Here is a 14,299-nt window from a genome sequence, read left to right on the forward strand (position 1 = left end):
CGGGCTGGGCTCGCCTCGGTGGTACGCCGCGGCGCGGCCCGGGGCGCCGCCCGCCGGGCCGGGTGGGTACGCGCGGTCAGGCCGCCGTGGAGAGCGCCGGGTGCGGCGCGAGGACCGGGGTCACCACCGGCTCCGGCGCGCGGCGGCGCCGCAGAAGGTGCCCCGCCCCGATCGCGGCGGCGATCGCCAGGCCGCCGGCCACCAGGGCGCCGCGCGCTCCGGCCAGTTCCATCAGCAGGCCCAGCGCCGGCGGGCCCGCCAGCCCCCAGACGGTCCTGACGCTGCCCCACACGCCGAGGACACGGCCCCGCATGTCGGCGGGCGGGGCGGTCTGGAGGACGGTCGTGCCGGCGGTGTCGGAGACCGACTCCACGACGGCCATCGGCAGCACGAGGGCCAGCAGGACGGCGATCGACGGCGAGAGCCCGGCGACGGCCTGGAGCAGCGCGCCCGCCGCGGCGAGGGCGCCCACGAGGCGTACCGAGGGCTTGCGGAGCCGGGCGCCGATGACGGCGCCGATGATGCCGCCGAGGGCGAGCACCGTGGAGACGGTGCCGAAGTCACCCGCTCCGCCGGCGAGCGGTCCGGTGACGAGCACCGCGAGGGTCAATCCGTAGTTCCGGCCGAGGACCGCGCTGATGCCGGTGATGCCGGCCAGCGCGACCAGCCGGGGGCGCCGGGCGAAGTACGCCAGGCCCTCGCGGACGGTCATGGTGTCGTCCGGTGTCGCGGCGGGTGCGGGTCGGGGGTCGTCGGCCGCCACGGGCCGCAGGAACGGGATGACCGCGGCGACGAACAGGAAGGACACGCCGTTCGCGGCGTACGCGGCGGCCGTGCCGAAGACACCGACGGCGAGTCCCGCGAGGCCGGCGCCCGCGAGCCGGCCCGCGTTGCCGACCAGGGAGCCGACGCCGATCGCGGACGGCACGTCCTCGGCGCGGACCAGGTCGTTGCCGAGCAGGGCGCAGGCCGGCCCGTCGACGGTGGCGATGAGGCCGGTGACGGCGGCGAGCGCCATCAGGACGCCCAGGCCGAGCCGGTCGAAGGCGATGAGCAGCGCGGTGGTGAAGGCGACGGCGCCGAGCAGCGCCTGGCTGACGGCGGCCGTCCGTTTGCGGGGCCAGCGGTCGACGGCGGCGCCGCCGGCGACTCCCACCAGGAGGCCGGGTGCCGCCTGGACGGAGAGCGACAGGCCGGTGGCGGCCGCGGAGCCGGTGATCTGGAGGACCAGCAGGTTCTGCACGGTCAGCTGCATCCACGTACCGGCGTTGGACACCAGGTTCGCGACGGACCACCAGCGCATGCCGCGGTACCGGAGGGAGCGCCAGGGCGAGTGGTCGGCACGCGTGCGGGTGGGGGGCGGGGAGGAAGAAGGCACAGTGAACGGAGGGGGTGACGAGCCGGTGGACTCGGATGGCGGAATTCGGCGGAAGTGAGGCACCTGCTGCACTGCACGGCCGGTCCACCGGATCTGACTGCTGCCGCGTGCCTCGTCGGAGCGGGCCTCCGCGGCGTCGACCATGGTGACAGAAGGACCGGCGTCGCGAGGGGACAACGGGCCTGGTCAATGCGGGGTCCGGGCGGCTGACCTGGTCTTTCCTTCCGCTGGTGCGTTTGCTCACAGTGACCGTCCGGCATGCCGTGCGTAGTGGCGCGGGCCACAGTGGGAGGCAAGGACTGCGGAAGGCGGAGGAGCGGACATGGACGGCGGAGTACGGGTCGATCTGCGGGGCAGGCAGGCGCTGGTGACCGGCGGGGCGCGCGGGCTGGGTGCGTCCATCACCCGGGCGCTGGCCGGCGCGGGGGCGTCCGTCCTGGTGGCGGACGTGCGCAAGGAGCTGGCGCGGGAGCTGTGCGAGGAGCTGGCGCAGGACGGGAGGGACGTCCGGTTCGTGGAGCTGGACGTGACGGACGCGCGCGCCGTCGCCGAGGTGTTCCGGGAGCTGGACGGGGACGGTCAGGCGCTGGACATCCTGGTCAACAACGCGGCCGTGGACGTCTCCAAGCCGATCGAGCACCTGACGGCGGAGGAGGTGACACGGGTGATCACCACGAACCTGCTGGGTCCGATGTACCTGTGCCTGGAGACGTACCGCCGGATGGTCGCCCGGGGCGGGGGTCACATCGTGAACATCCTGTCCACGGCGTCGAACCGCACCTGGACGGAGGCCGGCCCGTACGCGGCGGGGAAGTCCGGTCTGCGGGCGTTCACGCACACGCTGTTCAAGGAGGCGCAGCGGGACTGCCCGGGCATCGGTGTGACGGGGGTCATCGCGGGCGGCATGGAGACGCCGTTCATCCTGGAGCGGTTCCCCGACGCCGACGTGTCGATGCTGCAGAGCCCGGACATCGTCGCCGACACGGTGCTGTACGCGTTGTCGGTGCCGGCGGGCAGCGCGGTGTCGGAGCTGGTCGTGGTGCCGCGCAAGGAGCCGTCCTGGCCGTGATCAGACCGTGCCGGGCGGGCGTCCCGTGCGCAGCATCCGCAGCACGGCCCGCTCGGCGGGCCCCTGGGTGGCGGGGATGCCGTAGGTGCCCTCGTCACCGAGGCGGGGCAGCGCCGGGGCGATGGTGACGCCCTCCTCGTACAACTCGATCACGCGCGGGTTGATGTAGGAGGCGCGGCAGACGGCGGGGGTGTTGCCGAGGTATCCGGACACTTCGCGGGCCGCCCGGGCGATGGCGCGTTTCCGGGCGGTCTCGCTGCGGGCGACGGACTCGGAGACGGCCAGGGCGATGGCGGCCATGACGGTGGCGTGCCAGGTGCGGAAGTCCTTGGCGGAGATCTCCAGTCCGGCGATCTCTTTCAGGTACGCGTTGACGTCCTCGCCGCTCACGTCGCGCCAGGAGGGCCGCTCCCAGTAGGCGAGGAGCCGGTCTCCGCCGCCGCGGCGGCGCAGCAGGGCGGTGAGGGTGCGGCAGGCGGCGGGGTCCGCCACGGTGCGGACGATCTCCTTGCCGTGTTTGCCGTTGTAGGTGAAGAGGACGGTGCCGGCCTGGCAGGCGGAGTGTTCCCGCAGCAGGGTGGTCAGGCCGTAGCTGTTGTTGAGTTCGGCGTAGCGGTCGCTGCCGATGCGGAAGAACCCCAGGTCGAGGAGGCGTACGGCGGTGGCGAGGACGCGCCGCCGGGTCAGGCCGCGGTCGCCCAGGTGCGCCTCTACCGCCTCGCGGACGGTGGGGAGCCGTTCGGCGACGTCCAGGACGTGTTCGTGCTTGGCCTGTTCCTGTTGGGCCCGGAACCGGGGGTGGTAGAGGTACTGGCGGCGTCCGGCCGCGTCGGTGCCGACGGCCTGGAGGTGGCCGTTGGGTTTGGCGCAGATCCAGACGTCCTGCCAGGCCGGCGGGATGACCAGGGCCTTGATGCGGGTGAGTTCCGCCGGGTCGCGCAGGGGCTGCCCGGAGGGGTCGAGATAGCGGAAGCCCCGGCCGTGGCGCAGGCGGCGGTGGCCGGGGTCGGTGGGACGGCTGTGGTGGAGACGCAACACATCCTCCTCGTCGTGACGACGGACGCGGGGCCGGCGGAAGGTCCGCTGACGAGGTGGAGGTCAGTCCGGCGTTCGAGCGGGTCGTGACCGGTGACCGTCCGGCCCTGGCGTGGTGGGCGGACGGTGTCGCGGACGTGTGCGCCGTCCGGCGTGGGGCCGGCGCGGCGCGTGCCGGGGCGGCCGGGGACGCGCGCCGGCCCGTGGGGACACTGCCATGGCGTACCTCCTCCGGACCTCGGGTTCCCCACGGGTTTCCGGCCGGTCCACGGGCCAAACCCGTACCGTCAGGGCGGGGGAATCGGCTGTTCCGCCCAGATCGTCTTGCCGGTCGGCGTGTAGCGGGTGCCCCACTGCTGGGTCATCTGCGCGACCAGGAACAGGCCGCGGCCGCCCTCGTCGTCGCTGCCGGCCCGGCGGAGGTGGGGCGAGGTGTGACCGGTGTCGGACACCTCGCAGATGAGGGTCCGGTCGCGGATGAGCCGCAGTTGGATGGGCCCTGAGGCGTAACGGATGGCGTTGGTGACGAGTTCGCTGACGACCAGTTCGGTGGTGAAGGACAGTTCGCCGTCGAGTCCCCAGGCGTCCACCTGCCCGGTGGCCAGGGTGCGGGCCCGGCCGACCGCCGCGGGGTCGTCGGCCAGGTCCCAGGCGGCCACCTCGTGGTTGTCGAGGGTGCGGGTGCGGACCAGCAGGAGTGCGGCGTCGTCGTCGACGGGGCCGGGCAGCAGGGTGGCCACGATCCGGTCGCACAACTCGTCCAGGGGCCTGCGGTGCTCGGTCAGGACGGTGTGCAGCGCGTCGAGTTCGGTGTCGCGGTCGCGGCCGCGGCCCTGCACGAGCCCGTCGGTGAACAGCGCCATCAGGCTGCCCTCCGCCAGGGTGAACTCGGCGCTCTCGAACGGCAGTCCGCCCAGGCCCAGGGGTGGGCCGGCGGGTACGTCCGGGTGGCTGACCCGTCCGGTCGCCGGGTCCACGACGGAGGGCAGGGGGCTGCCGGCGCGGGCCATGCTGCACCGTCCGGTGACCGGGTCGTACACGGCGTACAGGCAGGTGACGCCGAGGGCGGGGTCGTCGGTCTCGGCCTGGGTGGTGGACTGTTCGTGGGCGTCCTGGGTGATGAGCTCGTCGAGGCGGGTGAGGAGTTCGTCGGGCGGGAGGTCCAGCCGGGCGAGGGCGCGCACGCTGGTGCGCAGGCGGCCCATGGTGGCCGCGGCCCGTACGCCGTGGCCGACCACGTCGCCGACGACCAGGCCGACGCGGGTGCCGGGCAGGGCGATCACGTCGTACCAGTCGCCGCCGACGCCGGCCCTGTTGTCGGCCGGCAGGTAGCGGTGGGCGACGTCCACCCCGGTCAGGCGGGGCAGGTGGCGGGGCAGCAGGCTGCGCTGGAGGGTCAGGGCGGCGGCGTGCTCGCGGGTGTAGCGGCGGGCGTTGTCGATGCAGACGGCGGCGCGGTCCACGAGTTCGTCGGCCAGGGGCAGATCCTCGGAATCGAACGGGTCCGGGTGCCGGTCGCGGCAGAAGGTCACCACGCCCAGCGAGGCCCCGGCCTCGGTGCGCAGGGGAACGGCGAGGCGGGAGCGCGCGCCGTCCGCGCCGGGCGACGCCTCCAGGACGGGGTGTCCGGCGGCCAGGCAGCGGGCCTGGAGGGAGCCGGCCGGGTAGTCGCAGTCGGGGGGCCGGGAGTCGCGCGGGCGGTCCGAGGGTCCTTCCCACACGCGGACGACGCGCCTGGCGGTCGCCGTGCCGGGGACCGGCTGATCGCCCTCCAGGACGACGTCGAGGAGGTCGACGGTGATGCCGTCGGCGAACTGGGGGACGGCGACCGCGGAGAGCTCCTGCGCGGTGCGCGTCATGTCGAGGGAGGTGCCGACCCGGCCGCCGGCCCGTACGAGGAGGTCGAGGCGCTGCTGGGCGAGGTAGCGGGCGGTGATGTCCACCGTCTCCTCGCAGACGCCGAGCGGGCGGCCGTCGGCGTCCTGGAGGCGGTAGTAGGAGCAGGACCAGACGTGGTCGTGCTCGGGGTCGGCGGGCGGGCGGCCGCTGTAGTGGAGCTCTATGACCGGCTCGCCGGTGTCGAGGACCCCGCGCATGGCCTCCTCCAGCGTGCCCGGGTAGCCGTCCGAGAGGATCTCCCCCTGGGTGACCATCTCGTCGGGGCCGAGCCCGGCGTACTGGAGGGTGCCCATCTCCTGGTAGAGGGCGTGGTTGGTCCACACGACGCGCAGGTCGGTGTCGTAGATCGCGAGCCCGACGGGCGACTGGGTCGCCAGGCCCCGGAGCATCGACTGGAGGCGCTCCCACCGCTCCGTCTCGTTCGCGTCGGCCACCGCGAGCAGCCGGGCGGGCCCGGTGCCGGCGTGGGACAGCGGGAGCGTCGCGGTCGCCACGCGGAGGATGTGGCCGTCCCGGTGGCGCATGTGGAGCACCTGGCGCCGGGCCCGTGCGGCGCCGGGAAGAGGGGTGGCGAGGTGGTATTCGCCGGGGCGGTCGACGACGAGGGCGCCGATGGGGCGGCCCACCGCCTCGTCGGCCGGGTAGCCCAGCAGGGCGTGGGCCGCCGGGCCCCAGCCGACGATGGTTCCGTCGGCGTCCAGGACGGCCGTGGCCGCTTTCGTGACGTCGAGGGGGCCGCGGAAGTCGGCACCCTCGGCCGCGTGCACCGCGCTCATGGCACCTGCCTTCTCATGTCTCCTCATGGTCGGTCGGCGCCCGGTGGGGCACAACCGCGCTCATGCCGTACGGCTCGGGGAACCGCCGCCGCGGGCGGTCCGGGAGGCGAGGAGCAGGGCGATGTCGTCGGGCCTGTCGCCGGCGGGCGACGCCTCGCGGATGAGCCGCTCGGCGCTGTCGGCGAGCGGGCGGGTGCCGATGCCGGCGAGCGTGCGGCGCAGCCGTTCGATCCCCACGTCGATGTCGGTGCCCGGCCGTTCGACGAGCCCGTCGGTGTACAGGGCGAGGACGTCGCCGGGGGCCATCCGGAGCCGGGTGACCGGGTAGGCCGCCCGGGCGTCGATGCCGAGGACCACGCCGCCGGGCAGGTCGAGGACCTCCGTTGTGCCGTCCGGGTGACGCAGCAGGGGCGGGAGGTGGCCGGCGCGTACGGCGAGGGTGACGCCGGTGGCCACGTCCAGGACGATGTAGCAGCAGGTGGCGAACTGGCCCGCGTCGAGGTCGATGAGCAGCCGGTTGGTCCCGCTCATCACCTCCTGGGGGTCGTGCCCGCTGAGGGCGAAGGCGCGCAGGGCGCTGCGCAGCTGGCCCATGGTCGCGGCGGCGGCGACTCCGTGTCCCTGGACGTCGCCGATGACGAGGGCGATGCCGCGGCCGGTGTCGATGACGTCGTACCAGTCGCCGCCGACCTCCATTCCCCGGGTGCCGGGGAGGTAGCGGCCCGCGGTGTCGACGCCGGGGAGCGGGGGCAGCCGGTGCGGCAGGAGCGCGTCCTGGAGCCCGCGGGCGAGGGCCGCCTCGGAGTCGTAGCGCCGGGCGCGTTCCAGGGCCTGCGCGATGAGGCCGGCGAGGGCGGTGAGGACGGTGCGCTCCTCCGGGCTGAAGCCGCGGGGCTGGTCGAAGCCGAGGATGCAGGATCCGACGGGGCGGCCGGAGGCGATGAGGGGCAGGAAGGCCCGGGCGCCGACGTGGGCGTCCATGGGGATGCCGGGGTAGGCGGCGGCCAGCCGCTGCATGGACTCGAAGAAGATGGGGCGGCCGGTGGTGAGGGTCTCGACGCCGGGGAGCCGGGCGTCGAGCGGGACGCCGTCGAATCGGTCGAGGAAGCCCTGCGGGAAGCCGGTCTCCCAGGCCAGGTGCATGTGGCGCTCGTCGAGGAGGTAGATCGCCAGCTGCCGGCCGCCGAACGCGGGCAGAAGTTCCTCGGTGACGACGGCGGAGACCTGCCGGGCGGTGACGGCCTCGGTGAGCGCGATGGCGAGGGCGACCGGGCGGTACAGCAGGGAGGCCCGGTCGGCCGGGGAGCCGAGTCCGGCGCCGGGCTCGGCGACCGAGCCGGGTGTGTACGCCGGCCGGCCGGCGGCGCCCAGGGTCATGGTGACGCCCTCGTGCCCGGGGTACAGGGAGACCGACAGCCACCCGTCGGGGTCGCGCTGGGCCAGGAAGTGGACGGGGGCGGCGGAGAGCAGCGCGGCCCGGAAGTGGTCCTCGTACGCGGGCCGCCCGAACCAGGGCAGGGCGTCCCACAGCACCTGCCCGACAAGCTCCGGCCGGCCGCGGCCGAGGAGGGTCTCGGCGCCGCGGCTGGCGAACATGATCCGCCCGAGCCGATCCAGTGAGCAGACCCCGTCCGGCAGCCGGTCGGCGCCCGCGGCGACGACGGGCCCGGCGCCCGGCTCGACCAGGGCCCCGTGCAGCCCCGCCTCCCCCCGGGTCACCTCCAGGAGGCACGGTCGGCCGTCGAGGGCCCGCAGCCAGATGCGGCGGCTGCGGGGCCGGCCGGGGTCGGCGACCTGGCGCGCGAGGGTCCACAGCCCGTACGCGTCCTCCGGTGCGAGGAGCGCCGCGAGCGCGTCGACACCGCCGGGCTCCGGCCTCCCGGGCCCGGCGCCCGCGTCAGGCCCGGGGCCGGGAGCGGGATCGCGGTCGGTGCCTGCGCCCGCGCCGGGAGCGGCGTCGGCCGGGCGCGCGGCGGGGTCGACGGGGGCAGGGGGCGGGGCCGGTGGCCGGGCGGTGGCGCCCAGGATGGTGCGGAGCGGTCCGTCCATGGCCAGCGCGCCGGTGCCGGGGTCCCACTGCAGGTGACCGGTCCGGATCGGCGGAGTGGCGCGGGCGGGGAGCTGGACGTTGACGGGCGGGTCGTCCCAGGCCACCGGAGTGCCCCGCCCGGCGAGGAGGGCGAGCCTCTCGCCGAGGGCCAGCGCGGCCCGCCGCATGCGCCGGCGGTCCGCGGGGTCGACCGCCCGGCCCGGGGTGGCGGCGCGGAGCACGACCAGCACGCCGAACGCCTCGCGGTCGTGCGTGACCGGCTCGTACAGCGACCCGAAGGGGAAGGGCAGGCCGGCCATCAGCTGGGGAAAGCGGCGCATGGCGTCCTCGGCGTCGGCGAGGTGGATGCCGTTGCCCGACCGGAAGGACTCGGCCACCGGGAAGGGGCGGTTGATGTGCATGCGCCACCAGGGGCGGAAGAGCCGGGCGGGCAGTCCGGCGAGCGCGGCCAGCCGCAGCAGGCCCGGGGGGCCGGGGCGCAGGTAGACGCCGCCCGCGAAGCCACCGGTGGCCTCGACGGCCTCCACCGTGGCGGCGGCCAGTTCCAGGATCAGCGGATCCGGCTGGCCCGCGGCGTTCCCGGTGCCGTTGGTGTGCGGTCTGCCTGGCATGTTCCAGCCTCATTCACCTGTCCCGGCCTCGTCCGGCGGGAGGGTCCGGTGGCGCCGGAGGGGTCGGGCGCCGCGCCGGGGCACACAGCCAGCATGCTCCCGAGCGGCGGCGTCGCGCACATCGGTGCTCCCGCGGGCGGCGGGGCCGGTTGAGCTATGTTGGGCGGAAATCGGGACGAGAAGGAGGCACACGGGTGCCATCAGGGCAGCGGGCACGCGCGCAGGCGGCTGCGATCACGCCGGGCAGGCCGTCCTCCGCGGACGAGTCGGCCCCCGCCGTTCCCATGGACCGGGTCATGGCGCTGTTCGGCGGCCACCGGCTGTCGCCCGCCCAGCGCCGTATCGCCCAGTACATGATCGACCACCTGACGGAGGCGGCGTTCCTGTCGATCACGGAGCTCGCGGAGCGGGTGGGCGTCAGCCAGCCCTCGGTGACGCGGTTCGCCACCTCACTGGGGTACAGCGGATTCCCCGCGCTGCGGGAGGCGTTGCAGCCGATCGCGCTGAGCGCGGTGGCCCGCGCGCCCGGGACCCGCGAGGAGATCCGCCGCAACGAGCTGCAGGCCGCCATCGACGCCGAGATCGCGAACCTGGAGCACCTGCGCCGGCTGGTCGCCGATCCGGGCCGGATTCTGGACGTCGGCAGCCAGTTGGCCACTTCCGTGCCCTTGACGATCCTCGGTCTGCGGATCTCGGTGTCGCTGGCGGAGTACTTCGCGTACGCGGCCCGGCGCATCCATCCCGACGTGCGCCTGGTCACCCGGGGCGGCAGCGTCGCCTACGACGCGCTGCTGCAGTCGCGGGAGGCGGGCGGGACGTGGGTGCTGGCCTTCGCCATGCCGAGGCACGCCCACGAGACGCTCTCCGCGATCCGGGCGGCCCGCCGGGCGGGGCTGCGCATCGCGCTGATCACCGATCTGACGCTGGGGCCGCTGGTGGAGGAGGCGGATGTGACGCTGACGGCCGGGACCGGGTCGCGGCTGGTCTTCGACTCGTACGCGGCGCCGGGCGTCCTGGCGGCGTCCGTGCTCCAGGCGATGGCGGACGCCAACCCGGAGCGGACGCAGCTGCGGCTGGAGGGGTACGAGCAGGCCGCCGATCAGCACCAGTTCTTCCTCGACGACTGAGTCACACGAGGTGGGCTTCCAGCCGTCCCACAAGGGCTTTTTCCGACATATTCATGCCTGCCGAGCGCATGAAAAGTTTCATACGCTTGCTTACTCGACGGTAAATATATTTACTGCTCGGACACCCCGGTGACGAGCCGGGGGAACGAGCAGAACACCCGTGGGACGGCGCTCCCTCCTCGCGCCGCCCCCGGTGTTCCGACCGGGCGCTCCGCACTCCCCGCGGACACCCGTGGCGGCCCCGGTCAACCCCTGGGCCGGGGCCGCCGAAATCCACCCGTCAGGTGGCGGTGACCGTCGAAGCCACCGCGGTCGTCGACACCGCGGTCGTGGACACGGCGGTCGTGGACACGGCGGTCGTCGACACCGTGGCGGTCGATCCCGCCGGCGTGGCGGCCAGCCTGGCGCGCGCGGCGGCCAGCGCGTGGTCCAGCCGCCGCGTTCCGGTGGTCACGCAGAGCGTGTACGTGACATCGTCGAGCCGTCGTTTCAGGTCGGGCGCGAGGGCCAGCTCCTTTGAGGCGGTGCACAGGGATTCGTAACGGGCCACCAGCTCACGAAGCACTGCGGGATGCGCCAACAGCATGAACGTACCTGCCTTTCCCACGCCACGAAGCAAGGAGAGAGGGGACGCCGATGCCTTCTCCGGGCCGGCCTCCCCGGGACCGGGCGATGCGCCGGTCCCCGGACCGGGTCGCCCTCCCGCACATGGATGTGCCCGCGCTCTCCGGTCCTCACACGACATTGTGATGCAACCGTGACGGATCCGCGCTGCGTGGGAAGAAAGGTACCTGTGCTCCATTGTCGTGACATGGATCGCGCCCCCGGTACCCCCATCCGGCGCGGGGGTACGCCTCGCACCATGGCTGTGAACCCCATCGAAATGCAGAAGGCCCTCGGCGGCGTCAACTACCCGGCGTCCAAGAAGGAGATCGTCGATCAGGCGTCCAGGCACAAGGCGGGCCAGGAGGTCATGAAGGCCCTGGACTCCCTGCCCGACAAGGAGTACGACTCGCCCGCGTCGGTCAACAAGGAGGTCGGCAAGGGCGACTGACACCGGTTCCCGCCCCGCCGTCCCCACACCCCGCTCCACTCCCCCCGCTCCCTCCGCCCCGTCCCCGCGGTCCGGGTGACGGGGCGGACGCGTGCCCGCACGCCCGCGCCGCCTCACCCGAGTGGACGGCGTGGAGCGGTGGACCCGCGGCCGTCGCGGTCCACTGGCTGGACGGGACGAAGTCCGTCGCTGCGCGCAGGCAACCCCGGTGCCCCCGTGGTCATCCTCCCTGTGCGGGGCCCGAACTCCCGGTCCCCGCCCCGCACGCCCGTGCACGGAGAGAGCAGCCCATGGTCCACCTGTCGGTCGTCGTCCCCTGTTTCGACGAGAGCGAGGTGATCGACACCTTCCACACGGCCCTGGTCGCCGCCCTCGAACCGACCGGTACCACCTTCGAGGTCGCCTACGTCGACGACGGCAGCGGCGACCGGACCGTGGACAGGCTGCGGTACCTCGCGGCGACCGACGGCCGGGTGCGTTACACCTCCTTCAGCCGGAACTTCGGCAAGGAGTCCGCGCTGCTGGCCGGCATGCGCATGGCCCGGGGCGAGGTGGTCGTCCTCATGGACGCCGACCTCCAGCACCCGCCCGCGCTCCTCCCCCGCATGCTGGAACTGCGCCGGCACGGCTACGACCAGGTGATCGCCCGGCGCGACCGCACGGGCGAGGGAGCGACGCGCACCGTGCTCAGCCGCGCGTACTACCGCCTGGTGCGCCGCTTCATGGACGTCGAGATCGTCGACGGGGCCGGCGACTTCCGGCTGCTGTCGCGCCGGGCGGTCGACTCCCTCCTGTCGCTTCCGGAGAGCAACCGCTTCTCCAAGGGCCTGTTCTCCTGGATCGGGTTCGACACCGTGAGCTTCACCTACGAGAACGTGGAGCGGGCCGCCGGCCGGTCGAAGTGGGGCGGCAGGCGGCTGCTCGACTACGGCATCGACGGGCTGCTGTCGTTCAACAGCCGACCGCTGCGCCTGGCCATCCACACGGGGCTGTGGCTGTTCCTGTCCGCCTTCGTCTACGCGCTGTGGATCATCGCCAACGCGCTCCTCGACGGGGTGGACACCCCGGGGTACGCGACCCTCATCACCGCCATCGTCGGGCTCAGCGGCATCCAGCTCGCCACGCTCGGCGTCATCGGCGAGTACGTGGGCCGGATCTACCACGAGGTGAAGCGCCGACCCCACTACGTGGTGCGGGAGACGGACCGGACCGCCGGCCTCCACCGCGACCCCGGCGACCCGGGCGGCCGGGGCGAGGCGGCGCACGGCGCCGCGCTGGAGCCCGCGGGACGGACCCGGCCCAAGCCGTGAGACCCTTCGCCGCCCTGCGGACGCCCGCGGTCCGCCAGTTCCTCTCCTTCGCCCTCATCGGCCTGGCCAACACGGCCGTCTACTACGCCGTGTACGCCTCGCTCAACGTCTGGCTGCCCTACCTCGCCGCCCATGTCATCGGGTACGCGGTCAGCGTCGTCGGCTCGTTCCTGCTCAACTCGTACGTCACCGTGCGCACCCGGCCCACCTGGCGGGCCTTCGCCCGCTATCCGCTGTCGGGCGCGGCCAACGTGGTGGGCAGCGGGATCCTGCTCCACCTCGCCGTCAGCCGGCTGGGGATGGACGAGAATGTGGCGGCGATCGCCGCCGGTCTCCTCGTCACCCCGCTGTCCTTCGTACTGGCCCGCTGGGCCATCACCTCCGGGGCGGCCGCCACCCGCCGTTCCGCGTCGCGACGGCCGCCCGGGGACGACCGGGTCAGGGAAGGCGCGTCCCGCGAGTGACCTTGTCCAGGTGGTAGTAGTCGGCGACGCACCGCGCCGGCCAGGGCCGGGTGCCGTTCGCACTGAACGGCTCCAGCATCCCGCTGACCGACACCGGCTTGTACGGCAGCACCTTCGCGCCCTCGGCCGCCCGCTCCCGCAGCCACCGGTCCTGGCGGTCCCACTTCTGCGCCCGCACCCGCATGTCATGGCCCAGCTCGTACAGCGGGGCGGCCAGTCCGAGGACCGTCACCGCGCACAGGGCGGCGGCGAGGACGGTGGCGGCGCCCGTGCCGCCGCCACGCAGCCGCAGCGCCCGGCCCAGGAACGCTCCCGCGGCCACCAGCAGCAGCACGTACAGCAGGAGGTAGTCGTTCCAGGTGCGTTCGGCGGTCACCACCCGGGGGCCGAACACCGGGTAGGTGATGACCGTGCACAGGTAGCCGGACACCAGGAAGGCCGCCGCGCCGAGGCCGGTGAGCAGCAGCGGGCGGCACGGCAGCAGGAACCGCCGCGCGGGCGCGCCGGGGCGGCGGGAGGCCAGCAGGCCCAGCAGCACTCCGGCCGCGACGGCCCCGGCGTACTGCCAGGTCGTCAGAACCGTCTCCAGGATGCGGACGTACGCCCGCAGCGAGGCGGTCAGCGATTCGGGCGCGAGCATGGAGGTGGTCTCCGCTCCGAACCGCTCGCGCCGGTTGCGCGAGCCGGGGGACGTCACCAACAGGAGGGTGCCGACGGCGACACCGGCCATACCGGCGAGGGACCAGCCGCGGGCGTACGCCCTGACCCGTTCGGTGAACAGCCGTCCGGCGAACAGCACGACGCCCGAGAGCACCACCAGGGCCACCACGGACGCCTCCTCGGAGAGGGTCCCCATGAACACCCCGGCGAGCAGGACGACGGCGAGCGCGGTGACCCGGCCGCGCCGGTCGCGGGCCCGCAGCAGCGGGATGGCGGCCGCGCAGGCGAGGACCGGGGCGAGGGTGTGCGAGACGGACGCGGCGGGCCAGTAGAAGGTCTTGTACGTGTTCGGGGTGGCGAACAGGAACACCGCCGTGATCATGGACGCGACGAGCAATGGCACTCCGCGCGGCACGTCCTGCCCGGCCCGGCGCAGCAGCGCCACGGTGAGCGCCCACAGCAGGCCGAGCATGAGGACGCCGCTGACCAGGCCGTACCACTGGTGTCCGGCGACCGGGAACTTCGCGTAGAGCCCGACGAGCAGTCCGTTGCCGAGGCGCCCGTTGTCGGTGAAGTAGAACCTGCCGACCAGGCCGGAGACGCCCTCGTCGCGCACCAGCGGCAGGAAGCACCATTCGTCGGCGCTGGGCCGGACGTACCGGCCGAGGTACGCGGCGGCCGCGAGCAGGCCCAGCGGCAGCAGGGTGAGACCTGCCGTCCAGGCCCTCCCCCGGGACCCGCGCGGGTCGCCGCCGTCCTCTCGCCCGGCCCCGGGTCCTTCGCCCGGGTCCGGGGGGACGGTGACACTCGATGCGCCGACGGCCATGTCTTCTCCACTGCCTTTCGGGAAACCACTGGGACGACAC

At 74.1% G+C, this 14,299-nt stretch carries 11 protein-coding genes; 5 read left to right on the plus strand and 6 right to left on the minus strand.

Annotated elements, in window-relative coordinates; all coding sequences use genetic code 11:
* Positions 1-76: 76 nt before the first annotated feature.
* The gene (locus IE109_RS14355; protein ID WP_229891014.1) at positions 77-1,303 is read right to left on the minus strand and encodes an MFS transporter; all 1,227 of its coding nucleotides are present in this window, start codon (positions 1,301-1,303) and stop codon (positions 77-79) included.
* A 397-nt stretch (positions 1,304-1,700) separates the two neighbouring features.
* Between IE109_RS14355 and IE109_RS14360 the strand changes: the two genes are divergently transcribed.
* Positions 1,701-2,447, plus strand: a complete 747-nt coding sequence (locus IE109_RS14360; RefSeq protein ID WP_189551223.1) for an SDR family oxidoreductase — start codon at positions 1,701-1,703, stop codon at positions 2,445-2,447.
* On the opposite strand, the gene IE109_RS14365 is transcribed toward IE109_RS14360, so the two are convergent.
* The 3 genes from IE109_RS14365 to IE109_RS14375 form a co-directional block, all read right to left on the minus strand.
* On the minus strand, positions 2,448-3,482 hold the full coding sequence (locus tag IE109_RS14365; protein ID WP_189551224.1) for a DNA topoisomerase IB: 1,035 nt from the start codon (positions 3,480-3,482) through the stop codon (positions 2,448-2,450). It abuts the gene before it with no gap.
* A gap of 287 nt (positions 3,483-3,769) precedes the next feature.
* Positions 3,770-6,157, minus strand: a complete 2,388-nt coding sequence (locus IE109_RS14370) for a SpoIIE family protein phosphatase (protein WP_189551225.1) — start codon at positions 6,155-6,157, stop codon at positions 3,770-3,772.
* Between the two features lie 60 nt (positions 6,158-6,217).
* A complete protein-coding gene (locus tag IE109_RS14375) occupies positions 6,218-8,818 on the minus strand; it encodes a SpoIIE family protein phosphatase (RefSeq protein ID WP_189551226.1) in 2,601 nt (866 codons plus the stop codon).
* Positions 8,819-9,012: 194 nt separating this feature from the next.
* Here IE109_RS14375 and IE109_RS14380 point away from each other — a divergent pair, with 194 nt between their 5' ends.
* Positions 9,013-9,945 carry a MurR/RpiR family transcriptional regulator gene (locus IE109_RS14380; protein ID WP_189551227.1) on the plus strand — a complete coding sequence of 311 codons (933 nt, stop codon included), beginning with the start codon at positions 9,013-9,015 and terminating at the stop codon, positions 9,943-9,945.
* A 280-nt stretch (positions 9,946-10,225) separates the two neighbouring features.
* Here IE109_RS14380 and IE109_RS14385 read toward each other — a convergent pair whose 3' ends face one another.
* Entirely contained in the window at positions 10,226-10,525 is a 300-nt protein-coding gene (locus tag IE109_RS14385; RefSeq protein ID WP_373297704.1) for a DUF5133 domain-containing protein, read from the minus strand.
* A gap of 282 nt (positions 10,526-10,807) precedes the next feature.
* Between IE109_RS14385 and IE109_RS14390 the strand changes: the two genes are divergently transcribed.
* From IE109_RS14390 to IE109_RS14400, 3 genes are all read left to right on the plus strand, one after another.
* Positions 10,808-10,999 carry a DUF2795 domain-containing protein gene (locus tag IE109_RS14390; RefSeq protein ID WP_189551229.1) on the plus strand — a complete coding sequence of 64 codons (192 nt, stop codon included), beginning with the start codon at positions 10,808-10,810 and terminating at the stop codon, positions 10,997-10,999.
* Between the two features lie 290 nt (positions 11,000-11,289).
* Positions 11,290-12,309: a glycosyltransferase family 2 protein gene (locus tag IE109_RS14395; RefSeq protein WP_189551230.1), complete on the plus strand. Its 1,020-nt coding sequence runs from the start codon at positions 11,290-11,292 to the stop codon at positions 12,307-12,309.
* A complete protein-coding gene (locus IE109_RS14400) occupies positions 12,306-12,773 on the plus strand; it encodes a GtrA family protein (protein ID WP_189551231.1) in 468 nt (155 codons plus the stop codon). Before IE109_RS14395 ends, IE109_RS14400 begins: the two co-directional genes overlap by 4 nt.
* On the opposite strand, the gene IE109_RS14405 is transcribed toward IE109_RS14400, so the two are convergent.
* Entirely contained in the window at positions 12,748-14,259 is a 1,512-nt protein-coding gene (locus IE109_RS14405; protein WP_189551232.1) for a DUF6056 family protein, read from the minus strand. The two genes, IE109_RS14400 and IE109_RS14405, sit on opposite strands and share 26 nt — an antisense overlap.
* Positions 14,260-14,299 lie beyond the last annotated feature (40 nt).

The organism is Streptomyces lavendofoliae (assembly GCF_014649735.1).
Taxonomy (GTDB): domain Bacteria; phylum Actinomycetota; class Actinomycetes; order Streptomycetales; family Streptomycetaceae; genus Streptomyces; species Streptomyces lavendofoliae.

Excerpts from the sequence above, each read along its gene's own strand:
- IE109_RS14355 (WP_229891014.1), bottom strand. The coding sequence starts at position 1,303 with ATGCGCTGGTGGTCCGTCGCGAACCTGGTGTCCAACGCCGGTACGTGG.
- IE109_RS14360 (WP_189551223.1), top strand. The coding sequence starts at position 1,701 with ATGGACGGCGGAGTACGGGTCGATCTGCGGGGCAGGCAGGCGCTGGTG.
- IE109_RS14370 (WP_189551225.1), bottom strand. The coding sequence starts at position 6,157 with ATGAGCGCGGTGCACGCGGCCGAGGGTGCCGACTTCCGCGGCCCCCTC.
- IE109_RS14375 (WP_189551226.1), bottom strand. The coding sequence starts at position 8,818 with ATGCCAGGCAGACCGCACACCAACGGCACCGGGAACGCCGCGGGCCAG.
- IE109_RS14390 (WP_189551229.1), top strand. The coding sequence starts at position 10,808 with ATGGCTGTGAACCCCATCGAAATGCAGAAGGCCCTCGGCGGCGTCAAC.
- IE109_RS14395 (WP_189551230.1), top strand. The coding sequence starts at position 11,290 with ATGGTCCACCTGTCGGTCGTCGTCCCCTGTTTCGACGAGAGCGAGGTG.
- IE109_RS14405 (WP_189551232.1), bottom strand. The coding sequence starts at position 14,259 with ATGGCCGTCGGCGCATCGAGTGTCACCGTCCCCCCGGACCCGGGCGAA.